The organism is Acidithiobacillus marinus (assembly GCF_002847505.1).
Lineage (GTDB): Bacteria > Pseudomonadota > Gammaproteobacteria > Acidithiobacillales > Acidithiobacillaceae > Acidithiobacillus > Acidithiobacillus marinus.
Genome location: NZ_MXAV01000036.1, coordinates 53,144 through 76,137, shown reverse-complemented (window position 1 = coordinate 76,137; position 22,994 = coordinate 53,144). Strand labels below are relative to the sequence as shown.

General features: G+C 53.4%; 19 protein-coding genes and 1 tRNA gene. 8 read left to right on the top strand and 12 right to left on the bottom strand.

All coding sequences use genetic code 11. The annotated features are described in order from the left end of the window. Positions 1-190 precede the first annotated feature (190 nt). From B1757_RS09910 to B1757_RS09890, 4 genes are all read right to left on the bottom strand, one after another. Entirely contained in the window at positions 191-481 is a 291-nt protein-coding gene (locus tag B1757_RS09910; protein ID WP_101538159.1) for a nucleotidyltransferase family protein, read from the bottom strand. A gap of 81 nt (positions 482-562) precedes the next feature. Beyond that, positions 563-883, bottom strand: a complete 321-nt coding sequence (locus tag B1757_RS09905) for a PIN domain-containing protein (RefSeq protein WP_368233372.1) — start codon at positions 881-883, stop codon at positions 563-565. Positions 884-1,346: 463 nt separating this feature from the next. After that, a complete protein-coding gene (locus B1757_RS09895) occupies positions 1,347-1,919 on the bottom strand; it encodes a hypothetical protein (RefSeq protein ID WP_101538157.1) in 573 nt (190 codons plus the stop codon). Continuing rightward, positions 1,903-2,325, bottom strand: coding sequence for a hypothetical protein (locus tag B1757_RS09890; RefSeq protein WP_101538156.1), 423 nt, complete (start codon positions 2,323-2,325; stop codon positions 1,903-1,905). The genes B1757_RS09895 and B1757_RS09890 overlap by 17 nt, the downstream gene beginning before the upstream one ends. Before the next feature lie 476 nt (positions 2,326-2,801). Between B1757_RS09890 and B1757_RS09885 the strand changes: the two genes are divergently transcribed. Continuing rightward, positions 2,802-3,089 carry a HigA family addiction module antitoxin gene (locus tag B1757_RS09885; RefSeq protein ID WP_101538155.1) on the top strand — a complete coding sequence of 96 codons (288 nt, stop codon included), beginning with the start codon at positions 2,802-2,804 and terminating at the stop codon, positions 3,087-3,089. A 62-nt stretch (positions 3,090-3,151) separates the two neighbouring features. On the opposite strand, the gene B1757_RS09880 is transcribed toward B1757_RS09885, so the two are convergent. The 3 genes from B1757_RS09880 to pabB all read right to left on the bottom strand — a co-directional run bounded on the left by B1757_RS09880 (position 3,152) and on the right by pabB (position 5,725). Next, positions 3,152-3,227: transfer RNA gene (locus tag B1757_RS09880), tRNA-Thr, on the bottom strand. Positions 3,228-3,315: 88 nt separating this feature from the next. Then, positions 3,316-4,299: a lysylphosphatidylglycerol synthase transmembrane domain-containing protein gene (locus B1757_RS09875; RefSeq protein ID WP_172437665.1), complete on the bottom strand. Its 984-nt coding sequence runs from the start codon at positions 4,297-4,299 to the stop codon at positions 3,316-3,318. Positions 4,300-4,333: 34 nt separating this feature from the next. Further along, positions 4,334-5,725, bottom strand: coding sequence for an aminodeoxychorismate synthase component I (gene pabB, locus B1757_RS09870; protein ID WP_101538154.1), 1,392 nt, complete (start codon positions 5,723-5,725; stop codon positions 4,334-4,336). Between the two features lie 167 nt (positions 5,726-5,892). On the opposite strand from pabB, the gene B1757_RS09865 reads away from it, so the two are divergent. Beyond that, on the top strand, positions 5,893-7,218 hold the full coding sequence (locus B1757_RS09865) for a TolC family outer membrane protein (protein WP_101538153.1): 1,326 nt from the start codon (positions 5,893-5,895) through the stop codon (positions 7,216-7,218). A gap of 84 nt (positions 7,219-7,302) precedes the next feature. Here B1757_RS09865 and B1757_RS09860 read toward each other — a convergent pair whose 3' ends face one another. From B1757_RS09860 to B1757_RS09850, 3 genes are read right to left on the bottom strand one after another with little or no spacing between them, the layout of a single operon-like run. After that, on the bottom strand, positions 7,303-8,691 hold the full coding sequence (locus B1757_RS09860) for an MFS transporter (protein ID WP_101538152.1): 1,389 nt from the start codon (positions 8,689-8,691) through the stop codon (positions 7,303-7,305). Positions 8,692-8,704: 13 nt separating this feature from the next. Continuing rightward, positions 8,705-10,123: a chloride channel protein gene (locus B1757_RS09855; protein ID WP_101538151.1), complete on the bottom strand. Its 1,419-nt coding sequence runs from the start codon at positions 10,121-10,123 to the stop codon at positions 8,705-8,707. A 25-nt stretch (positions 10,124-10,148) separates the two neighbouring features. Beyond that, a complete protein-coding gene (locus B1757_RS09850) occupies positions 10,149-11,999 on the bottom strand; it encodes a chloride channel protein (RefSeq protein ID WP_101538150.1) in 1,851 nt (616 codons plus the stop codon). Positions 12,000-12,154: 155 nt separating this feature from the next. Between B1757_RS09850 and B1757_RS09845 the strand changes: the two genes are divergently transcribed. The 6 genes from B1757_RS09845 to B1757_RS09820 all read left to right on the top strand — a co-directional run bounded on the left by B1757_RS09845 (position 12,155) and on the right by B1757_RS09820 (position 19,860). Continuing rightward, positions 12,155-13,195, top strand: a complete 1,041-nt coding sequence (locus B1757_RS09845) for an AI-2E family transporter (protein ID WP_101538149.1) — start codon at positions 12,155-12,157, stop codon at positions 13,193-13,195. A gap of 5 nt (positions 13,196-13,200) precedes the next feature. After that, positions 13,201-14,535, top strand: coding sequence for a protoporphyrinogen oxidase (gene hemG / locus B1757_RS09840; RefSeq protein WP_101538148.1), 1,335 nt, complete (start codon positions 13,201-13,203; stop codon positions 14,533-14,535). A gap of 505 nt (positions 14,536-15,040) precedes the next feature. Then, positions 15,041-16,375: a putative porin gene (locus B1757_RS09835; RefSeq protein WP_101538147.1), complete on the top strand. Its 1,335-nt coding sequence runs from the start codon at positions 15,041-15,043 to the stop codon at positions 16,373-16,375. A 252-nt stretch (positions 16,376-16,627) separates the two neighbouring features. Further along, entirely contained in the window at positions 16,628-17,947 is a 1,320-nt protein-coding gene (locus tag B1757_RS09830; protein ID WP_101537397.1) for an ISAs1 family transposase, read from the top strand. Beyond that, positions 17,928-18,383, top strand: coding sequence for an ISAs1 family transposase (locus B1757_RS16085; protein WP_140391020.1), 456 nt, complete (start codon positions 17,928-17,930; stop codon positions 18,381-18,383). The genes B1757_RS09830 and B1757_RS16085 overlap by 20 nt, the downstream gene beginning before the upstream one ends. Positions 18,384-18,771: 388 nt before the next feature. Further along, the gene (locus B1757_RS09820) at positions 18,772-19,860 is read left to right on the top strand and encodes a TQO small subunit DoxD (RefSeq protein ID WP_101538146.1); all 1,089 of its coding nucleotides are present in this window, start codon (positions 18,772-18,774) and stop codon (positions 19,858-19,860) included. Between the two features lie 131 nt (positions 19,861-19,991). On the opposite strand, the gene B1757_RS09815 is transcribed toward B1757_RS09820, so the two are convergent. Both B1757_RS09815 and recG read right to left on the bottom strand, forming a co-directional pair. After that, positions 19,992-20,852: a L,D-transpeptidase family protein gene (locus B1757_RS09815; RefSeq protein WP_101538145.1), complete on the bottom strand. Its 861-nt coding sequence runs from the start codon at positions 20,850-20,852 to the stop codon at positions 19,992-19,994. Between the two features lie 86 nt (positions 20,853-20,938). Continuing rightward, positions 20,939-22,990 carry an ATP-dependent DNA helicase RecG gene (gene recG / locus B1757_RS09810; protein WP_253253800.1) on the bottom strand — a complete coding sequence of 684 codons (2,052 nt, stop codon included), beginning with the start codon at positions 22,988-22,990 and terminating at the stop codon, positions 20,939-20,941. Positions 22,991-22,994 lie beyond the last annotated feature (4 nt).

Sequence of the window (22,994 nt, the reverse complement as noted above, 5' to 3'; positions counted from 1 at the left end):
GAGTCCCACACGTTTACACCGCGCTTAGGAGCCCTTTGCATCGGAGTCCGGGATGGCTCAGGATTTATCTGCCGCTAATGATATGGATATAGCAACATGTCTAGTCTTGCAAGCGTCGTTCTATAGCGATCAATGCGCTTAATAGCTTTGAGGATGTGAGCAAGATAGTCAGGAACTCGAAGACCCTTGCTCATATTGGCACTGACTCAGCCAGAACCAGGGCACGGAACTTGTCTGGTAGAGCCTTGGGGGTCAATACATCCACTGGCACGCCCAATAAATGTTGCAGTTCGACCTGAATGGCGGCCACATCCATCAGGGTTGTTTCCGGTGTCGGGTCCACAAGGATATCCAGGTCGCTATTGTCATTGCCTTGGCCGCGCAATACGGAGCCAAAAATGCGCGGATTACTGGCGCGATGAGATACGACTATATGGTGTACCGCAGCGCGCTTCGAATCCAAGGCTTCAGAAGGCTTCACGTCTGCTTTCCTTTATCAAAATAATCAAAAATCATGGTAAAACTCCACATCATGGAAGACAACCACACCACACCCTGCTTTTCATGGATAAAACTGCTTCACCTGCAGGTCTTTCACACAGTTAAAGTGCTTAACATTGGCGCTCAACAAGGTTAAATTTTCTTCGACAGCAGTAGCTACGATAAGCGCATCAGCTACCCCAATAGAATTTGATAGAGCGTATTCTTCAACATAGATGGAGGCTCTGTGACCAATGTTTTCAGTTAAGGGAAGCATTGCAAATCTGAAGTCTTTCAAAAACGACTTTATTCCGCGATCTTCTTGCTTGTTTCTGGAGCCTTGCAGTAGCTCCATATAGGTAATTATGGAGATCATTCTGCTTTCTACAGCATCCACAGCCAGTGCGGCTTTAACGTGAAAGAACCCGATCTCCAGGCGAGCGGTAGCCTGGCGTGACGCGAAAAGCCGGAGGCGTCTAGATTGGTGAGTACAGGGTACGCGGATTCATCCCATTCAGCGCAATAGTAGCTGGACATGGGTGCGGCTGATGGGGGCTATTAGCATTGAGGCGGAGAATGGATGATAGGAGCGTTAAAAATCGATGAAAAAAACACAAAACGCTAGGCAGATAACCAAAGAACTGAACAAATAAGTTGCAGTAATAAATTTTGATTGATTGGATACATCAGTGTCGAGTATTCTTCTCCATGAAAAATAGTACAAAACAAACATGATTAAAAATTCCATCAAGGACGTGTTATACCAAAAGAAAACCATACCTTGGAGAATCATGGCAGAAATGGTAAGCACCGGTAATGCCACTCTGGTAAATATCGGAAGTTTCAAAAACGCGATATATTGAGCTTCAAGTGATTTCATCATATATTTTCTTTAATGTTACTAAAGGGCCGTATATCAAAACGTCTTCGCCCTCTTTCTTCACTTCAACAACGGTGGTAACCCCACCATATTTGGTTAATTTTTGCAAAAAACGATGCCCGAGCGGAAAAATCTTAATTAAAATACCGTCTGGGTATTTGGGCATCCCAAGCGGGATGAATAAAGTATCTTCATCGTTTTTTAATTCTATTTTATAGCCCCAAGCAAACCCGTAAAAACGTCGCTCCTGCGCCCATAAAACAGCTAGTTCGGCAATCACCTCTTCAACATTGCGTACAGCATAATGGAAATTATGCTGTCGTATAATAATCTGTGTAGGTGGATATTTTTGTAAAACCACAAACCCACCCATAAAACCGCCAATCGCAAGGAATGGAACCATCGCGCAATGATACGCTCCGATGTACCAATACAAAAAAACATAGAGCGATAAAACAAATAGCGAAATCGCACCATATATCAGAACAAAAAGAAGAGTTATTCTCAAAGAGTAAAAAGCCTTGATTTCATAGTCTGGCAAACTATCTTCTGGATGCATTATTTTTGGCCTCAAAAAATGGTTTTATATGACCCTCTTCTTTTGTCAAGTCCATAATATACACCAGTGAAGTTACAACCATAAGAAAAAACCCAAATACCTCCCCAATCAAATCTTGATCCATATTCCAAAACATTGTACATCCATATATAAAAATTGCTGACAAATACAGAATGGTCAAACCTATCGAAGAGGAATATCTATCACCATAAATACGGCTTTTCACTACTCTCCTTTTTGAAAGAAACAAAAGAGAGACTGCCGACGCAAACATCCCAAAAGCATACACAACAAAAAAGTTTCCACTGCCATTCTCAAGCTGAAGAATGAGCATGATTAAACAAAAACCAAATAAAAATATAGGCACAACTATTTGAAAAGCAATGGGATGTTTTATTTTATTCATTTCTTAATCACCTCGGAAAATCCCAAAATGAATGTTTAAGTTCATTTATAAAATGTCTTACGGTGATGCTGCCGAATGAAATGACCGTTGCGGCAAATAGATGGATCATGCCCTATGACATGCTGCTTCATCGACATTCTCATAACTACCCTAACTCATCAGAAAGCTTAAATAAAGTATAGCACTCCAATCCTATGCAAGGTCAATCGGGATGTGGGCGCCCCCTCCAGCACATCCCAATCAAATATGTCGACAAAATAATATAGATAGTTGTGCGTAGACCCGATTGATTTTGGCGGCAGGGCACCTGTGCTCTATAGCACACCTATGTCGCGCATGGGCCGTGGAGGAATGGTGAATAGTTGAATGGCACGGCTATTTGCACATTATTGCACACATCGCAACAAAAAAGCGTGTTGAGGGTACGAATGCGGTCCTGGTGGATTATCAGGACTATCATTAGGAGGATTGCAAAGATGAGCAGAATGCACAATCCGGCGCATCCGGGTGATGTGTTGCGGGAATGGTTGCCGGAGGATATGACGGCGACACAGGCAGCCAAGGATTTGCGGGTGAGTCGGTTGACACTCTCCAAACTGCTGAATGGACATGCCGGGGTGACGGCGAATCTGGCATTGCGCTTGGCTGCATGGTTGGATACGTCACCGGAGTTCTGGCTGGCGATGCAGACCCAGTGGGAACTCTGGCAGGCCGAACAGTTGCCCCGTCCCGACATTACACCACTGGCGCGGATGGCGCGGTAGCATGGCCTCATGCAGCATAGAGAAAATAAGTTGTGTGTGAATTTATAACTTATTGTTTTATTTGGTGCTGGCGAGAGGAATCGAACCCCCGACCCACTGATTACAAATCAGTAGCTCTACCGACTGAGCTACGCCAGCTTGGAATCTGCATAAAAACAACAAGTATTATTATATCGCGATACCGCTTCTAGTGGCAACGCACTGAATAGAGCGTTTGAGAAGTTTCTCACGCATTCTCTTCAGTTCGCGATTGCAGATCCGGAGGTGCCTCGTGGTGACGGTGCAAGCCAATCCAGAGCAAAGCACCTGGCAAGCTGGTCAGGATCATATTAAAGCCCAGCAACAGGGACAAAGCCAGGGCCTGATCGTGGCCCATGTGCAAGTATCCCAGGTAAAACACCATCAGGCCCTCACGCAATCCCCAACCAGCAAAAGAAATCGGCAGGGCCAGAAACAGGCTGATCACCGGCCAGACCACCCACAGCGCAACGGCATCGGGTGATTCACCCAGTGCATGGGCCATAATCCAAAACGTCAGAATGGACACACACTGAATCACGAATGACAAAAACACCGTGGTACCCAATGCGAGGCGATGGCGTAGCAAGGCCCCCATTCCGAGACGAATATCATGGAGTTTATCGCCCAGCTTACCGGATATTCTTTCGAGAAAATTAAGAAATGGGCTTAAAATCAGAAAGACAATGAGCACGTAAGCCAGCAGCAAAATGCCAATGGTCCAACCCATTTGGGGGAGCAATCCCACCCGCGAGCCGCCGACTACATAAGCCAGTGCCGCAATGACAATCAGCGCGCCCATACCCATGAAGCGATCCCCGAACACCGCCGCCAGCGCCAGTGGCATGGACCCGGCCTGATGGCGGGTGTACCAGGCGCGAATCACATCTCCAGAAACCGCCCCCGGAAGCACCTGATTAAAATAGGCTCCCACCCAGTTGAGGCGGAGCAACCAGAGCATGGGCGCGCTACGCTCCATGGCCTGCAAAATAATGCGCCAGCGGATGACCGATACTGACAAATTCAAGGCGTAGGAGGCCATGGCCGCCACAAACCACCATGGGCGTATCTCGGCAAAACGCTGGCTGAGGGCCTGCCAGTTGGTCTGGTGCAAAAGCCAGAACAGGACGCCTGCAGTAAAAACAATTTGCAGCAGCAGTTGCCAACGGGTGTGGATTTTTTTTCGGGACATGCCTGTCTTTAAAATATGATCTTAGCGGCGGACTCTAAGCGAGACCGGCAAGCGCTGCAAGTTCTCGAAGAAACAATGCCACCTTGTCGAGACTTTCCTGATATTCCGCATCCACCCGGGAATCAGCCACAATCCCCCCACCCGCCCAGAAACGCAGCTCGCCCTGGCTCGTTGTCATGGTACGAATAGCAATATTCATATCCATTTTCCCCGTTCGGTCGATATAACCGATGCTCCCGCAATAAAGACCGCGCGTAGCTGGCTCCAGTTCGGCGATAATTTCCATGGCCCGGCGTTTCGGCGCCCCGGTAATGGAACCGCCCGGAAAACAGGCCGCCAATGCCTGCAATGGATCCAGACCAGTAAGCAATTGCGCTTCGACGACACTCACCAGATGATGCACCTGCGCATTGGATTCCAGGCTACAGAGCTGGGTCACCCGAACAGAACCGATTTCTGCCACCTTTCCCAGATCGTTGCGCAACAAATCCACAATCATCACATTTTCCGCACGGTCCTTGGCGCTGCCCAACAATTCGGCAGCAAATTGCGCATCTTGCAAGACATCGGTCCCACGGGGCCACGTCCCCTTGATGGGACGCACCTGCATGTGCCCATGCTGCACCTGCAGCAAACGCTCCGGTGAAAAACTCAGGACTGATCCCCAGGGAAAATGCAGATAAGCGGAAAATGCGGCGGGATTCATGGCGCGCAAATGCCGATATAAATGCCAGGATGACCCGCTATAGACCGCCGTAAATGGTTGCGCGAGATTAATTTGATAACAATCTCCCGCCCGAATATAAGCTTCTACCCGCTGAAAAGCAGCCGCATACTGTGCTGCAGACCATAGTGTCTGCACTGGCCCCCGCACCCGAAAATCCGGTACTGGCGCGGCTGCTTCGGCTGCTGACAGACGCAACTCCCACTGTTTGCGCACCCCAGCCATTTGCTTGGCCGGAGCAAACACCCAGGCCCGCTGCAACAGATGATCGACAATCAAGGCACTGTCATAAACGCCAAAGGCTGCTTCTGGCCAGAGAGACTCATCTGCAATGTCCATCCCTCGCTCTGACAGGGCAAAATCATAGCCAAGATAACCCAACACACCACCGGAAAAAGGGAGATCTGGGCAGGGACACTCCGCGTCCAATGCCAGCCCGTCGAGCGCTTCGCGTAAAACCTCCCATAAGGAGATGGTCGCGGCTTGCGCCTCGCGCTTTTCATCAGCCACCCAGACTTGACCATGAAGCTGCCATATTCGGCGGCGGGGTTCTGTGACCAGGATACTGTAACGCCCCTGCCCCGGTGTCAGCGTACTACTGTCGAGCCACTGCGACCAGGAAGTTTCCGCCAGGCCCGCAAAAACGGCGGCAAGATCATCTGGATACGCCACATCCACACATAGCGGAGGAGAGATTGTCATCAGTTTAACCATGATCCTGAGCCATTATCATGTCGTAGCATAGGGGATGCTGAGCACTTTGCCCAAGGCCTCCAGCGCCCGTAAGCAATGATCAGACGATGATCTCTCTTGACCGCCGACCGATCGGTCGGTATTGTCTGGTGTCTGCTCAGGAACAGGAATCGGTCATGCGCACCAAACATTCTGCCTCGTCTTTTTCGTTGCTTGTTGCCACCTGTCTGTTGAGCAGCCCTGCCTGGGCTGAGAATCTGATTGACGCCTATCAACAGGCTTACCATACCGACCCGGTTCTGGCTCAGGCCCGCGCCGAACTCAGCGCACAAATGCAGGACAAACCCCTCGCTCGTGCGGCCCTCTTACCCCATGTTGGCGTCGGCGCAGCGGTTGGCTTCAATACCGCCAACATCACCGGATTTGGCGATGTATCCATCAACCGTGGCTATCTCTCAGATAGTTACAGTGTCAACATCACTCAATCCGTATTCAACGGTCAGGCCTGGACTGCCCTTAAACAGGCCGACAGCCGCATCCAGGCCAGTGCCGCCGCCTTGACTTATACTGAACAGCAACTCGCGCTGCAAGTAGCCAAAGCCTACTTCGGCGTACTGGAGGCCCAGGCTCAGGAACAGGTAGCGCAAAAGCAGAAGTCCCTCTTGGAAAGCATCTACAAACAAACCGAAGCCACTCTGAAAATCGGCACCGGTGACATCATTGCCGTGCGTGAAGCAAAAGCACGGGTAGATGCTGCCGAAGCAGATGTCATCAAGGCCAGCAATGGCGTCGCAGTGGCGAAAAAACAATTGCAAAGTCTGACCCACGCGCCTGTCACGCAACTGGAACCCCTGGGTCATTATCGGGCCCTGGGTCCGCAACCTGATAACATGCAAAGCTGGGTAAACAGTGCCATCCAGGATCAGCCTCTGATGCACCAGGCGCAAGCCCAACTCCATACCGCCCAGCAACAGGTGCAATATCAACAACGGGCACGTTGGCCGGTGGTTAACCTGCAAGGGGTTGCCCAGCACGCTTTGGGCAATCCTTTCCCTGGTCTGGTCATGAACCAGGCCGGAGTCAGCCTGAATCTTTCTGTACCGCTTTATGAAGGTGGCGGGATCTCTTCATCCGTACAAAAAGCTCAGGCGCAAAGCGTGGCCAGCGTCGATCATGTGGCCAACATTCGCGATGAAGTAACCCTGAACACCCAAACCGCCTTTCTCAATCTGAAAGACAGCGTGGCCCAACTGAAGGCGGCCAAGGAAACCGTGGATTCCGCTCAAATATCCCTGGAAGGTACCCGCAAGGGCTATGAGGTCGGCACCCGCTCCATTATCGACCTGCTGCACACCGCCACAGATTATGTGCGCGCCGAACAGGACTACAACGTCGCCTTTTATAACCAGATCATTGCCAGAGTCCAGCTCAAGGCGGCTTCTGGGCAAATCAACATGGCAGATCTTGCCGCCATCAATGCCCTGCTGAAAAAGACTGCCTGATTTTCCCGGGCTTTTCCGCCGGGGTGGTGCCTAGCCTCCTACCATCCCGACGGGTAAAAAACAGACACCCATCCGCTGACAACTTCAGGCTCCGGTCAGCACCCCCATTACCGCCGCCTCGTCGTACACCTTGCTATCCACTTTGCAGTAGACCGCGCCTTCATCCTTAAATACTGCCACTTCGGCAATACCCGGCAGCTCCAGCAAGCGCTTTTCCAGATTACTCTGGCGCTCAGCGGCTTCGGTCAGCGTAAATACCCGGGTGGCCAGATAACGTGGGCGTTGCATGGTGATGGCCACGACCAACCATAAGGCGTAAATAATGGCTACCGCCCAGAAAATGGTGCTGTAATCACGCGCCCCTGGAATATAAAGCAGCCCCCCCAGCAAGCCCCCGCAAAATGCGCCGAGAAATTCGGAGGTAGTGTACACCCCAGTGGCTGTTCCCTTGGCACCGGGATGGCAGAACTTCGCCACCAAAGAAGGCAGACTGGCTTCCAACACATTGAAGCCCATGAAAAACAGGAAAAGTGCCACGGCAATCAACCAGATATTATGGGCCGACAGCGCCATGAGAATGACCGAAACCAGCAAGATCGCAATGGCGATGATGAAGACTTCCTTGAGTTTCCGCTTGGCCTCTCCAACGATGATCATGGGCAACATGGCCACAAATGAAAGCAACATGACGGGCAGGTAGAGCATCCACTGATCACTCAGACTCAGTAATGGATGCCGGGGATCAATCAGCACCAGGGGCAGGACTACGAATATAGCGGTCAGCCCGGTGTGCAGGGAAAAAATCCCGAAATCCAGACGCAACAAACTGGGATCGCGCAGCACATCCCCCAGCATGGCCGGGCTCATTTCTGCATCGCGATGAAAGCGGTTAGGAACCGCCGGAATGACCAGATAGAGCACACCGATAGCAGCGAGAGACAGTACCGCCGTCAGCCAGAATATGCCACTGACCCCGATCCAGTGGGCCAGAGGCGCGGAAAGAATCAGGGAGATACTGAAACTGATGCCGATGGTAATCCCAATGATGGCCATCGCCTTGGTCCAGCGTTCCTCCCGCACCAGATCAGCCGTCAGCGCGATAATGGCCGCGGCCACCGCGCCCGCTCCCTGGACAATCCGGCCAATCAGCAACCATTCGATGCTGGTCGCCGTTGCGGCAATGGCACTACCGATAGCAAAAATCAGCAAGCCTACGGCAATGACTGGCTTGCGTCCCCACTTGTCAGAAAGCTTGCCAAAGGGAATCTGAAAAAATGCCTGGGTCAAACCATAGGCACCCAGCGCAATACCAATCAGAACCGGATGATCCATGGCGCCCCTGAGTCCGTGGGCATAGACGGAAAACACCGGTAGCACCAGAAACAGGCCCAACAAACGCAGGCCAAATATACCGGCCAGGGAAAATACGGCACGGCGCTCCTTTTGATTCAATGCGGCTTCAGGATTTTTCATATAAACTCCTTGCTTATGGTTTACCGGACGCATCGTCCATGTGTAATTTTTCCTGCACAACATAATGATTTTCAGGAATATCCAACCCTTTTTTGAAGAGTGGATAGGTGTATATACTTTGTTCCAGAAAGACTCGACGGAGCGCGAAAGCAGTCAGCGCCGTGACCATGGCAGGCAATAAAATATGGTAATTATTGGTCAGCTCAACGACCATCACCGGGGCACTGATCAAGGCCCCGGTAGTGGCGCCCACCATCCCCGCCATGCCACACATGGCAAAAAGCGGCACACTGCCGTGCCAACCCAACAGAGCATCCGCCAGATATCCTGCGCCAGCGCCAATAGCTGCACCTATAAACAGTGAAGGGGAAAATATTCCTCCCGAACCTCCGGTGCCAATAGTCAAGCTGGTGGCGATTCCTTTCAGGATCAACAACAAAATCAAAAAACCAACCAGGTGCAATTGACCGGTCAGTATCTCCGATATGGCAAAATAACTCCCCCCGATCAGATAATAATGGCCGGTAAACAGAAATAATCCATAAAGCATCAGACCCACCAGCAACATGCCACTCATATGCCGCAAATAAGGGTTGGGAAAATATTGTTTGCTGATTTGTCCTGTCCAGGTCAGCATCTGGATAAAAAGAAAGCTCGCTAACCCTGTCATAATTCCCAGAAGCGCAAATACGGGCAAGGTGAGGCTTCCTGAAATCGTTTTGGTGGACACGTATGCCAAGAGATGAAAATTGCCAAGCCCGAGTTCCGTAATCCAGGTCGCAGAAATGGTCGCCACCAACGTGGAAAGCACGGTCCAGGGTCGCCAATCAGGCACAATCACTTCCATGGCGAAAAACCAGCCACCCAGGGGGGCATTAAATACGGCTGCAATACCCGCTCCCACTCCACAGCCTACCAGATGAATACGCCGCTTATCCGACATGGGCAACAAGTGACCCATGAAGGCACCAATAGCCGCACCAAATTGCATGGCAGGCCCTTCCCGCCCGGCCGAGCCGCCCGAACCCAGAGTCAGTGCCGTGGCCACGGGCCGCAACAAAGCCACAATGGGGCGCATACGTCCGCCGTCTGTATGAACGGCATCCATCACCTGACTGACGCCGGCCCCTTCCACCTCAGCAGCCACCCGTTGCACCAGAATGGTAACCAGCAAGGCACCCAAAACGGGCACCAGAATCAGCCAGGGCCCCCAGGGCGCAGGCACCGAGGGCAGATGTTCGTTATAATAAAAGCTCCAGTGACCCTGAAAAAAAAGATTGTGGAGCAAGGCGATCAGATAATGAAACAGCAGGGCTCCCGCGCCAGTGAATAATCCGACAAAGGCCCCCAGAATGATCAACCCCGGACTTTCCTCAGCCGGTGACAGTTCCCGGTGTAATGAGTGGCGCAGGTTTGCCCAGGACCATTTCATGCGCAAAACTGCAATCGGTTATCATTCATAGCGGGTTCCGCTCCGGACGCAGCAATACCTGGGGCAGAGAGGCATAAATAAGAATATCTTCGACGGTTACTACCGCCACCACGTCCTCATGATGCTCCGGGGGGTCCTGCTTGCAGAGCAGCGCGGTTTCGCAGGCGCAGGCCCTTAGTCTTGCTACCAGATCGTAGAGCTGACTGTCTTCTGTCACCGCCACCCAGTCGGTACTGGCCAGATCCCGCAAGGGCACCGCACGGATTTCCCGACGCAAAATTTCTGCCACCCGATGGGCTGGAATCACCGCCAACGGCATCGTCCCTTCAATGATGAGCACATGGGGGAGCTCCCGGCGATGCAGGAGAATTTTCTGCAGGTCTTCCAGTGTGCGCTCACCACGCAGACGAACCATGGGGGTTTCGATGAGTTGGGCTGCCGGACGCATGAGATAAAGGTTACTATGCCGGGCTTCAGGGATGAAATGTCCGCGCCGGATCAGTTTACGGGTATAAATACTCTCGCGGGTCACCAGTCTGCGTACCCCGAAAGCCAGACCGGACACCACGATCAACGGTATAATGATGTGATAATCATTGGTCATTTCAAAAATCATGACGGCACCAGTTACTGCGGCACCGGTTGACGCTCCCACCATTCCCGCCATGCCCAGGGCTGCGCCCACCGCCATGCCCATTTGATACCCCGGAATCCATTGCGTGACCAACGCCGCAAATGCGCCTCCCAGAACAGCGCCGACAAAGAGCGAAGGCGAAAATACCCCTCCGGAACCTCCTGAGCCCAGAGTCACCGAAAAGGAAAACACCTTCAAGACCAGTAACAGCAGCAGAAACCCCGGATTCTGCAGCGTACTTTCCAGCACATCCTGAACGGTCGCATAGCCAACGCCTTCCACATAATAATGACCAGTGAAGCGCTGGACCAAATACATAGTCAAGCCTACAGCGGCCATCCCTATAACAGCACGTAGGTAAGCATTTTTAAGCCATTTTTCCAGCAGGTCCTCAGTCCAGTACAGGGTGTTGGTAAAAAGCAGGCCGACCCCGCCCACCAGCAGACCAAAAACGATATATGCCGCATAGTCTACAGCTGTTTCATGAGCGGTGCTGGCAATAATACTGGCAGGAATCACAAATGAAGGGTGATTCCCCAGAAACAGACGTGACACAAAAGTGGCCGTTCCAGTGGCGATCATGACTGGCACGAGTGTACGGGCACTGACTTCTACCAGCATCAGTTCAACAGCAAAGAGGATACCACCCACGGGGGTATTGAAGGTGGCGGCAATACCCGCCCCGGCACCCGCTGCAATCAGACCCAGACGCTGCCACTCAAGAAGACGCAACCATTTGGAGAGACTCGAGCCAAAGGCAGCACCCATCTGTATGATAGGGCCTTCCCGACCTACGGACCCGCCACTGCCAATGGAAATAGATGAAGCCAGCGCCTTGATGAGTACCACCGCCGGACGAATCACCCCGCGTTTGTAATAAATGGCATCCATGACTTCCGGAACACCGTGGCCCTTGGCTTCAGGCGCAAAAGTGCGTACCAGCCAGACTACCATCAAACCGCCGATGATCGGCGCCAGAATAATCCCGGCGCCCCAGACACTGGTAGCGGAATGTTGGAGGGCGTTAAAGGAAAAAGACCACTGGCCGAAGAAAAAAAGATTATGCATCAACCCGATGAGGCGGCGAAAAGCCACAGCTCCCAGTCCGGCAATAATCCCGACGAACAAAGCCAGCAATAGATGAAATAAGGGGTTGCGGCGCAGCCTGCCCTGCCAGCCGCCGACTTCTCTTTCGATTACATGGGACAAAGCTTCAGATGTATTGGGGGTAGCTTCCGGCATTACAAACTCTTGAAAATGATTTTGGCTTGACGTTACACCATCCTCGGATTTCAAACAAATCGATTGGCAGAATAATCCTGAAACCATAGCCGAACCCGGCTCGACTGAGCTATTCTGCCCATGGATGTCTCACCAAGACGGAGTGTTCGCCGCGTATGCAACGCTTTTTTTTTCTGGCTACCCTGATCCTGCTGGGCTGGCTGACCATGCGTCTTTCCCCGGTGCTCACTCCTTTTTTGCTGGCCGCCATTCTCGCTTATCTGGGCAACCCGTTGGTCAGCTATTTACAGCGCCACCGCATCGGCCGTACCTGGGGTACCACCCTGGTCTTTCTCCTGGTTCTCATCGTATTTGCAGGAACCATCATGGCTCTGTTACCGGTAATCCGCCATCAGTCTCTGCTTTTTGTCGACTACCTGCAAAAATATACCAGCCTGCTGCAAAGTCGCCTGATTCCCCAACTTGTCGCAGAAACCGGCATTCAACTGGATAGCGGGACCATATCCCATTACGCCACCAGCAACGCCCAGAAACTGGCTGCATGGCTGGGACATGGGCTACAGGTAGCGCTAAGCTCCGGATCAGGATTTCTCACTGGAGCATTAAGCATCATTCTGGTGCCGGTGCTCGGGTTTTATCTGTTACGGGACTGGCCGCGATTGCTGGCGCGCATTGATCAATGGATTCCGCAAAAGCAGGCGGAACTGATACGGCGTTTGAGTCGGGATGCCGACGCCATGCTCATGGCTTTTTTGCGTGGACAACTACTGGTCATGTTGGCCCTGGGCTGCAGCTACGCCCTGGGACTCAGTATCATCGGTCTCAAGACCGCCATTCTCATCGGCCTGATAGCGGGTATTCTGAGCTTTGTTCCCTACCTTGGTGTCATCAGCGGCGTGCTGATGGCAAGTTTGGCCATGTATGTACAAACAGGCACATTTCTATCGGTACTGTGGGTATTACTGGTATTCTTCATCGGTCAGATTCTGGAAAGTATGGTCTTTACCCCTTACCTAGTCGGTGACCGTATTGGTCTGCATCCCGTAGCCGTGATTTTTGCGGTCATGGCCGGTGGACAGTTATTTGGCTTTATCGGCCTCTTACTCGCTCTCCCTGTCACCGCCGTATTAGTGGCCTTATTACGGCATTTTCAGAGCTGGTATTTGCAAAGCCCCTATTATCTGGGCAAGGAGTAAGCCTCTTGGACGCAGTCATTATTATCGGCGGAGGACTTTCCGGTCTCGCCAGTGCCTATTTTTTGCAGCAGCAGGGGGTATCCGCACGCGTGCTGGAAGCCGGGTCGCGTGTCGGTGGCAACATCCTGAGTCGCGAGGAAGAGGGCTACCTGCGCGATCTCGGGCCAAACTCGCTGATGCTCAAGGGTCCAGTCGTCCCCGACCTCATTCACTCTCTGCAACTGGAAGCTGACCTGGTTGAGGCCAATGCCGTGGCCAAAAGGCGTTACATACTCAACCGTCATCACCAACCGGTACCCCTAGGACCGGGTGTCCTGCTCAGCGGAAAATTACTCTCCCTGCAAGGCCGCCTACGCCTGCTCAGCGAACCCTTTCGGCGCCAGAAGCAGGGTATTGGGGAAGAAAGTATTGCCGATTTTGTGCGGCGGCGCCTGGGTCCCGAAGTGCTCACCTGGCTGGTCGATCCCTTTGTTTCCGGGGTGTTTGCCGGAGATCCGCAAAAACTGGCTTTAGCGGCCACCCTTCCGCGTCTGCAGCGCATGGAACAGGAACACGGCGCATTATTCAAAGCCGCCCTCGCAGGCCGGAAAAAACCACCACAAAGCAAAACGCGTCTGATTTCTTTCCGTCAAGGTTTGCAGACCCTACCCCTGCGCATGGCAGAGCAGTTGCACGGGCCCATTCATTGCCAGACACCCGTTGACCGCCTGGAACAACACGCCGACGGCAGCTGGGAAGTACACAGCGCCCGGCAAAGCTGGCGGAGCACCAAAATCATTCTGGCCCTCCCTGCCCCCAAAGCCGCTGACCTGCTGAAAACCCTGCACCCGAACCTTGCCAAAGAACTGGCAGCCATCCCCTATCCTGCCGTGAGCACCCTATCCCTGGGCTTCCCGCGCAGCAGGGTAAAACATGCCCTGGATGGTTTCGGTCTGCTGATCCCCCGCATTCTAGGCCTGCAAACCCTGGGGGTCCTGTTTTCTTCCACCCTCTTCCCGGATCGGGCTCCGGCGGATCAGGTGCTGCTGACAGTTTTCATCGGCGGCAGCCAAAACCCCTTGGCCGGACGCAGTGACGACGATCTGCTCCAGACGGCACTGGAGGAAATACGACCTATTTTAGGTGTAGATGGTGAACCCAGCTTCAGCCGCTGTCAAAATTGGCCGGAAGCCATTCCCCAATATGAGCTGGGCCACTTGGCCCGTCTGGAGCACATCGCCCAGATGACCCAGCAGATTCCCGGCTTGTACTTTCGTGCTAACTGGCGGGATGGTGTCGCCCTGGGCGATTGCATGGAAGCTGCCCGACAACTGAGCCAGCAGATTATCCTACAGGGTTGATTGACTGACACGGCCATCAACCCATTGGCGCTTCTCGTCAACGGGACTTGACTCGCCTTTCGGTCAAACGTGCCGATTCGCTACACTCATTTTGCTATCCCCAGCTCGTTTATTTGCCGCATTTCTGGCATGACATGACAGAAATGATCAATCCCAAACAATTGTGATCACCAGTTCTTCCCGGACACCTACTGGATGGACGACTGGTTTCTGATATTGTTGGATTTATAGCAACGAATAATATGTAAATCGAGAGAAATAAAGAGGTATCCCTATAAAGGTGCTCTTGGTAAACATAAAAAAGAAGAATAACAAAAAACATTTATTTTCTAATGGGTTTGTCCCTTAGTGAACAGAATTGTTGTGCGAAAATGACCACAACCACATCCTTATCAAAGAGGAATTGCCCTACCGGACTGATCAAAAAGATTTTTCTCACGCCACACTTCTTTGGCACAGCATTTGCTTGTTGAAAAATACATACAAAACTCATCAGGGGCAAATCATGATCCAGAAAAAACCGCTACTATTATCCTTTTTTCTCTCGGCATCACTCGGCGCGGGAACCTTATTTACCCAACCTGCTGAGGCCGCAAACTGGCTTGCAGTGCAAATGGTATCTCCTCCCAAAGCTCCACTTTTTACGGTTTCAGGTTTTATTGAACCAACCATCTGGGCACAAAATGGCACCGTTGCCTCCGCTGTGGGTGAGACCCCCCATATCAACCTCATTGCTCCTGGTTTCTCCCAGAGTACCACGGCAGGGATCATGCGCGCTCGAATCATGTTCCGTGGAAATCTTAATCATCATATTTCTTACTTTTTTGGGGGCGAGTTTGGCAATAACGGCTTTACCCACATCCGCAAGGGCTATCAACCCGGATTGATCGATGGCCATGTGACTTTCAGCTACATTCCGGGGGCCAGGGTTGAAGTAGGGCTTATTCGTACCCCTGGCGCCTTGGGCGCTATCGAAGGCGTGTTTGCCTATAACTATGTTCTTTCTCCTACCATGCGCCTGCAACTTCTGAACCAACACATGATTCAGGGGAACAGTAACTATATCATCCGCCCCAATGCCAAGCATTCCTACCTGGTACCCGGAGCGGCAAACCTGGGGACCAGCGGCTATCGGAACCCCGGAATCATGGTAGGTGACTGGTTTCGTAGCGGACATTGGGAAACCAGTTACTATGCCATGCTGGGCATGTATGGCACCGTGGCCGCTGGCAATCAGTCGGGAGCGCCCATGGAAGCCGTGCGTTTGCAGGAAGCGTATGTCCTTTCTGGTAAAGGCCCATTTCGCAGCGATATTCAGGGAGGGATCTGGTACCAGCACGCCCGCCCGCGCTTGTTGGGACATGGCTATGACATGAATCGCTATGGGGTGGATGCCAGCTACTCCCAGGGCTACATGCACCCTTGGGGAAGAATGCTGCGTTTTTCCTATGTACACGGTTCAGGCTGGATTTTTGCGCCGGCACCCTTTAATGAAACACCGGCAATCGCCAAAAAGGCACCACTATACAATTCGCAAATTTATCCCGGGATTGCTAATAAAGCCTGGGGTTATATGGTGGAGGGAGGATTATTTTTCACCAAGAATATCGAGATGACCCTGCGTTATGATCTGTATAATCGCCTACCCAACGATCCAGCACAAAATCGTATTTTCAAGGATTTTGCCGTCGGTCTGCAGTACCACTTTACGCCAAAGACAAAAATTATGGCGGGCTACTATTTTCGTACCTTGGATGTTCCGCATCCCAACGATGTCAGCAGCAGTGTTGCCAGCAGTGTTGACAACCTATTCGCCATGCAAGCAATTATCAGCTTTTAAGACGAGGAGAATCTACTGAATTACTTCGGTCAGGGAAAAGTCCAGGTAGTCATCGTGACCTTGGGTCGCGGGCCGGTTTTCGGCGATCAATGCCGAGGGTGTAGCATTGAATGTTTGCCATAACAGCATGGAGGCTTTCAAGAAGAAAACCGGTCACCCCAGGGCCCTGTCAACCTTCCATCTAAGCTGCTGATGGAGTAGCACAAAGGGTTTTTCTGGACTTCTCAGGATGAATGCGGTAACTTTTGCCGCATGGAAGTCCCAACTCTCACCGAAAACCAGCAAGCCAGCCTGCACCGTGTTCAGGTGCGACCCATCCTGCCCACGGAGCGGGAACGCTGGAATACGCTGATGCAAACGTATCACTACCGGGGCTTTCGCACCTTGGCGGGCCGTAACCTGCGCTATGTGGCTACGCTCGATGGTCGCTGGGTAGCGTTACTGGGCTGGCATGCCGCCGCTTTTCAATGCCAGGCGCGGGATCGGTGGATCGGCTGGTCCTGGATCTTGCGCCGCCAGCGCTTGCATCTCATCGCCAACAATGCCCGTTTTCTGATCCTGCCCGGAGAATCCTTCCCGAATCTGGCGTCCCGTATTCTGGCGCTGAACCTGCACAGGCTCTCTGCGGACTGGCAATCCGTCTATGGGCATCCCATCGTGCTGGCTGAGACCTTTGTGGAATCCCCCCGTTTTACCGGTGCCTGCTACCGGGCCGCCAACTGGGTGGATGTCGGCGGAACCAAGGGCTTCGCCCGCCGTCCCGGTGGTGGCTATGTCCACCACGGCCAACCTAAACGTCTTCTGCTCTTTCCTCTCCATCCACAGGCGCGGGCCTGGTTGGCCCAGCCGCAGCCCCAACTCGAATGGACCCATACCCCCATGCAAACCGTGACGTTGAGCGACGCGCAAATGGAAGGCTTGCGCCAAATCTTTTTCCGCCTTCCCGATACCCGCAGCAAACTAGGCAAGCAGCATCCCCTCCCGGCCATCCTGACGGTGGCCGTGGCCGCTGTCCTGACGCGGGCCGAAAGTTATGCCGCCATCGCCGAGTGGGGCGGTCGCTTGACCCAGGCTCAATTGAAGCGCATCCGCGCCCGATTCGATCCCAAAACCAAGCGCTACCTCGCCCCCTCCGAACCGACCATCCGGCGCGTCTTGCAAGGGGCCGATGTGGAGGCGCTGGATGCGGCGATCGGCGCCTGGCTACTGGGTACGGCGGGCTTTGAAGCGGTGGCCGTCGATGGCAAAGTCCTCAAAGGGGCCGCACGCGCAGACGGCGCTCAGGTGCATCTGCTCAGCGCGTTCCTGCATGGACAGGGGGCCACCATCGCGCAAAAAGAAATCGCCCGGAAAACCAACGAAATTCCAGAACTGCGCAACCTGCTCCAGGACGTCAACATCGCGGGCAAGGTCGTCACCGCCGATGCCCTGCATACCCAGCGGGAGACCGCCCGCTTCCTCGTCGAAGACAAGAAAGCCGATTATCTCTTCACCGCCGTCAAAGGCAATCAACGAAAACTCCGCGACCGTCTGACGTGCCTCCCTTGGGGCGATTTTCCCCCTCAACGCTGAAACCACAGAGGTCGGGCATGGCCGCTTTGAATACCGCAAAATCATCGTCGCCACCCGGGCAACCGGCCTCCATTTTCCGCATGTCGGACAAGCTTTCCTGATCCAACGCTCCACCATCAACAGCAAAGAGGGCACGATTCGGGATGATTATGCCTTCGGACTCACCAGCCTGACCCCGGATCGTGCCACGCCCGAAAATCTGTTGGGCTTGGCCCGTGGTCACTGGGAAATTGAAAACCGGAACCATCATGTCCGCGATGTGACTTTCCACGAGGACCTCTCCCAAGTCCGTACCCAGAACGGTCCCCATATGATGGCGACCTTGCGCGAACTGGCCATGAGCATTATGCGTCTCACTGGCGTCAAGAATATCGCCAAAGCGTGCCGGGATTTCGCCGCCAGCGCGCACAAAACGCTCCGCCAACTCGGATACTGAGGCGCCACCACGGGGTTTACCTATCCGAGAATAGCTCCGGAGGGCGAGCTGCGTCCGTCAGCCACCCCATTCACGATTCTGCACCCAAAATCGCCTGAAAATGCCGCATTTCCACCAACTATAGCCCCTTCAAACCACCATTAAAATCAGTGGCGAAAACCTCTGCTACTATATCTGGCGAGCTTGACGGAGCCCTGCCGGTCACCCCCCCTACCCGATCCATCCGTAGTCATTGTCCCCGCTGGAATCGTTCGCATCAGACAACTTGAATCTCACGGTTTCAATTATGTAAAACCATGATTCAGAATATGTTGTCGTCTTCAAAAACTCCGACGACATTTCAGATATATGCTAGACTCTAAAGTCCATTGTTCATTAGGAGCATTAAATGTCGCAGAGTACTTCCGTACAAACCCCTAGCTGGACTTCCGAGAGCATTTTCGCTCTGGTCGGCGTTTTTGCATTGAGCATCCGGCTCGTCCAGGGCTGGATATTTTGGGGCGGCGCCTCGCGTCGCCTGTTCTATGATTTCCATTCCATTCATGGCACCGAGTACGCCGTCAAAATGGATCCTCACGTGGCTGGCTATGTAGCAAACAAACTGGTACACGCCATGCCCGGATCGGTATTTCCAGGACTCATTCAAACCATCATTCAAAGCGGAGGTTTTCTGCACTTCATGGTTTGGTTCTGGACCATTGCTGAGTTGATCGTGGGTGTTGGATTGATTCTGGGCATTGCTACTCGCATATTGGCATTGGGTAGTGTGGGATTGAACATCTCTCTCATGCTCATTTTTGGTTGGATGGGTTCGACTTGCGTGGACGAATGGACTATGGCATCCGCAGGTTTTGCCATGGGTGCCACGCTCATGTTAACTGGCGGTGGTAGCTGGTCACTGGACCATTGGCTCGGTCGCATGTCACCGGCATTGAGCAATCGTAGCTGGTTCCGGCTTCTCTTCTCCGGGCCTCTTTCTGTGTCTGCAACGAAAAAATGGGGCGTCATTTTAGGCATTCTATCGCTTTTATTTACTGCTGCATTTTATCAATATATCCATGGTGCAGTCATTTCTCCTCTGCACGCTCGTGTCAATTTCCACCATTACTCCCTGTCTTTGAAGGGTGCATCGGCTGATACGAATGGAGACGTTCGCTTTTTCGCCTATGTAAACGCGGGTCCGGACACCGCAAAGCTTTATCTCATCAAGGCTGACCTGATCAACGGTGAAGGACAAAATGTTGAGCAATGGAGCGGTCAACAGCTTACGGCCATAAGCTCCAAAAATATTGATAACCGCTTCACGCAAGCATGGGCATCACGTTTTTCCGCCACTGATTACGGAATCGGTGGAGTTACTGGAGCCAAAGCTTGGATTCGTTTACCGGGGAATACGCATCTGGCATCCGGAAATTACAAGCTCCGCTTGACAGATATTGACGGCAAGCACTGGAGCACAGTGGTGACCTTCAAATAAAAGGGTTTGTAGAAAACTCGGGTGGCGTTGATGTCGAGCGCTGCCCGCTAGCTGGTCAATCCAGCATTTCTTGGTAAAGAATCCCCAAAATATTTCGAAATCCGGATGACCAAGTGATCATCCCACTCCCATCAATGGATTATCCGACTGTCCGGCTTTTGGGGTTTCGGATTGTGACCATAATTCACTGAATGCAAAGAACTGTCTGTATGGGGGGGCAATGCCTCTGTATCTCGTTTTTGGCGATGCAGGTATTGGGTCCAGGCCAGCTCAGCTCGAGGATCCAGATTACGGCGGTAACCTCGCACCTCACCGACAATTTCTACCGATGTACCGACCCGTACCAGTGCCGCAATCTGTTGAGCGTCCCAGTTGGACAATGCCACACAGCCCGCCGTCCAACGCCCGGGAAAAACCTTGCTATCAGGATCATCGGAAAATTGCGGACCCATACCATGAATCCCGATTTCACCACCCAGTGGGGTATTCTGGGGGGGCGTCTGCCCCGCGTCGATGGCGTCCACAATGGCTTCATACTGACGATGGGTGATAATCCCTTCTTTCAGACCCCATTCCGCATTGTCCTTATTGGGATAAGTCAGCCCCATGAAAGGGCCATACTGGGTGCCATACAAAATCCAGCCAATATGGTAATGCCCTACAGGCGTCACATCATCCCCGCGAATGCGCCGGGGTGCAGAGCCATTGAAACCGATGGCGACAGGATAAGTCGCCAGCAAGATATCGCCCCGATAAATCCGGAGCAGATGGGAGGTCGTCGAAACCACAATTCGGACGGGTTGTGCCGGGGTCGCAGCAGAAATAGTGGGCGATACGACCGGAGCAACCGGAGCCACGACTGGGGGATGGATTTGTGCCGCATAGTAGGCCACAGAATGGACGGGTGGCGCGGAAATCTGTGGAGCACATCCCGCCAGACTCCACAGCGCGAAAACAACCAGCAGCAACCACCCTTTTCTCACAGCACCCATATACGGCTTCCTTGATTATTCGTTTTCAGACTTTCATAATATACCCGAGAATAACGCTTAAGAGCCATGATAATCCGGCGTATTTTTTATCCAACTTGACTGTAATCCAGTCGCCGCCCGACCCAACGCTGAACCAAGGCTTGCACCGCTTCGGGATCATGGCGCTCCAGCTGATCGGCCAAGGTCGGCAACTCGGCTAAAAGGGCCTCGTCGCGCAGCATATCGGCCACCCGCATCTGCAACAACCCGGTTTGCCGCGTACCCAGATATTCCCCCGGCCCGCGCAACTCCAGATCCTTGCGGGCAATGACAAAACCATCCCGACTGTCGCGCAACACCTGCAAGCGCGCCCGGGCCTTGGCTCCCAGAGGCGGATGATACATTAAAATACAACTGCTTTGCCGCTCCCCGCGCCCTACTCTGCCGCGCAACTGGTGCAACTGGGCCAGTCCCATACGCTCGGCGTGTTCGATGACCATCAGACTGGCATTGGGGACGTCCACTCCGACTTCAATCACCGTAGTGGCCACCAGAATCCGGGTTTTGCCTGCCTGGAAATCAGCCATCACTTGCGCTTTTTCTGCAGCGGGCAGACGGCCATGAATCAAACCCATGGGAATTTCCGGCAAGGCTGCCTGCAAGTCGGCATAGCTGGTTTCGGCAGCCTGCAACGCCAATATTTCCGACTCTTCAATGAGGGGGCAGACCCAGTATATCTGCTCGCCATCGGCCAGGCGGTGGCGCATCCGGGCCATCAATTCCCCGCGCCGGGAATCGGCCATCACCAGGGTTTCCACCGGACTACGGCCGGGTGGCAGGGCATCAATCACCGACACATCCAGATCCGCATGGACCGTCATCGCCAAAGTGCGCGGTATGGGCGTCGCCGTCATCACCAGCAGATGCGGAATCTGTCCTTTTTCCAGCAACTGGCGGCGCTGATCCACACCAAAGCGGTGTTGCTCATCAATGATCACCAGGCCCAGACGGGCAAACTGTACATCTTCCTGAAACAGCGCCTGGGTGCCGACAATAATCTGCGTCCGCTGCTCTCGGATAGCCTCCAGCAGCAAACGCCGGGCTTTCTGGCCCAATCCTCCCACCAGATAACCCACTTCGACACCCAGGGGAGCCAGCCAGGTCGCAAAACGGGTGGAAAGCTGTTCCGCGAGAATTTCCGTCGGCGCCATCAGGGCTACCTGAAATTGCTGTTCCACGGCAGCCAAAGCGGCGGCTGCCGCCACCAGGGTTTTGCCTGACCCTACATCACCTTGCAGCAAGCGGCGCATAGGCCGGGCTTGGGCTAGATTTTCATTGATTTCGCCAATCACCCGTTCCTGGGCGGTAGTGGGCTTAAAAGACAACTGCTGCAGAAAACGACGCCATAAAGTCCCGTTACCGGCAATAACCGGAGCGCCGGCGGCATCACTTCCCACCCGACTGGCACGAATGGCCAGATGATTGGCGAGCAGTTCTTCCAGCGCCAGACGCTGCCAGGCAGGATGGGCAGGAGTAGGTACCTCTTCGGCACTTTCATGCAACAGCCGTAAACCCTCGCCCAGCGCCGGCCAGGCCGGTCCGAGGTATTTCGCGAGATAGTCGGGGAGCTGGTCAACCAGAGTCAGGGCCTGGGCGACCCAGCGCCGCCACTGTGCCTGGGTGATGCCCTGGGTACTGGGATAAAAGGGGGTCAGATGGGTGGGCGCCTGAAACTGCGGCTGGTCTGCCATCTGCCATTCCGGATGCACCATTTCCAGGCCCTGGTAACCGGCCCGGGTTTCCCCAAAACACCACAAGCGTCGCCCCGGCTGCCATTGGGCGCGCATGGGCGGCAGCATATGAAAAAGGCGAATATGAAGCTGTCCCGTGCCATCACTGAGGGTCACCAGCCACTGATCGCGGCGGCCGCGCAAATGTTCGACCTGAGTGATTTCGCCCAGCACCGCCCCCTCCTGCTCAGGCAGCAAGGAGCCCATGGGCAGAAGGTGACGGCGGTCCTGATAACGACTGGGCAGGTGGAAAAGTACATCCTGCACCCGCCAGATATCCATGCGTTGCAGACGCTGCACCAGGGCCGGACCCACCCCACGCAGGGCTGAAACAGAACTTTGCAGGTAGAAGGGAGTGGGAGCAGCCACCTGC

Bases quoted from the DNA above. Each gene is read 5' to 3' on its own strand.
- B1757_RS09895 (WP_101538157.1), bottom strand. From the start codon at position 1,919: ATGCATCCAGAAGATAGTTTGCCAGACTATGAAATCAAGGCTTTTTAC.
- B1757_RS09890 (WP_101538156.1), bottom strand. From the start codon at position 2,325: ATGAATAAAATAAAACATCCCATTGCTTTTCAAATAGTTGTGCCTATA.
- B1757_RS09885 (WP_101538155.1), top strand. From the start codon at position 2,802: ATGAGCAGAATGCACAATCCGGCGCATCCGGGTGATGTGTTGCGGGAA.
- B1757_RS09875 (WP_172437665.1), bottom strand. From the start codon at position 4,299: ATGTCCCGAAAAAAAATCCACACCCGTTGGCAACTGCTGCTGCAAATT.
- pabB (WP_101538154.1), bottom strand. From the start codon at position 5,725: ATGACAATCTCTCCTCCGCTATGTGTGGATGTGGCGTATCCAGATGAT.
- B1757_RS09865 (WP_101538153.1), top strand. From the start codon at position 5,893: ATGCGCACCAAACATTCTGCCTCGTCTTTTTCGTTGCTTGTTGCCACC.
- B1757_RS09860 (WP_101538152.1), bottom strand. From the start codon at position 8,691: ATGAAAAATCCTGAAGCCGCATTGAATCAAAAGGAGCGCCGTGCCGTA.
- B1757_RS09855 (WP_101538151.1), bottom strand. From the start codon at position 10,123: ATGAAATGGTCCTGGGCAAACCTGCGCCACTCATTACACCGGGAACTG.
- B1757_RS09850 (WP_101538150.1), bottom strand. From the start codon at position 11,999: ATGCCGGAAGCTACCCCCAATACATCTGAAGCTTTGTCCCATGTAATC.
- B1757_RS09845 (WP_101538149.1), top strand. From the start codon at position 12,155: ATGCAACGCTTTTTTTTTCTGGCTACCCTGATCCTGCTGGGCTGGCTG.
- B1757_RS09835 (WP_101538147.1), top strand. From the start codon at position 15,041: ATGATCCAGAAAAAACCGCTACTATTATCCTTTTTTCTCTCGGCATCA.
- B1757_RS09830 (WP_101537397.1), top strand. From the start codon at position 16,628: ATGGAAGTCCCAACTCTCACCGAAAACCAGCAAGCCAGCCTGCACCGT.
- B1757_RS09820 (WP_101538146.1), top strand. From the start codon at position 18,772: ATGTCGCAGAGTACTTCCGTACAAACCCCTAGCTGGACTTCCGAGAGC.
- B1757_RS09815 (WP_101538145.1), bottom strand. From the start codon at position 20,852: ATGGGTGCTGTGAGAAAAGGGTGGTTGCTGCTGGTTGTTTTCGCGCTG.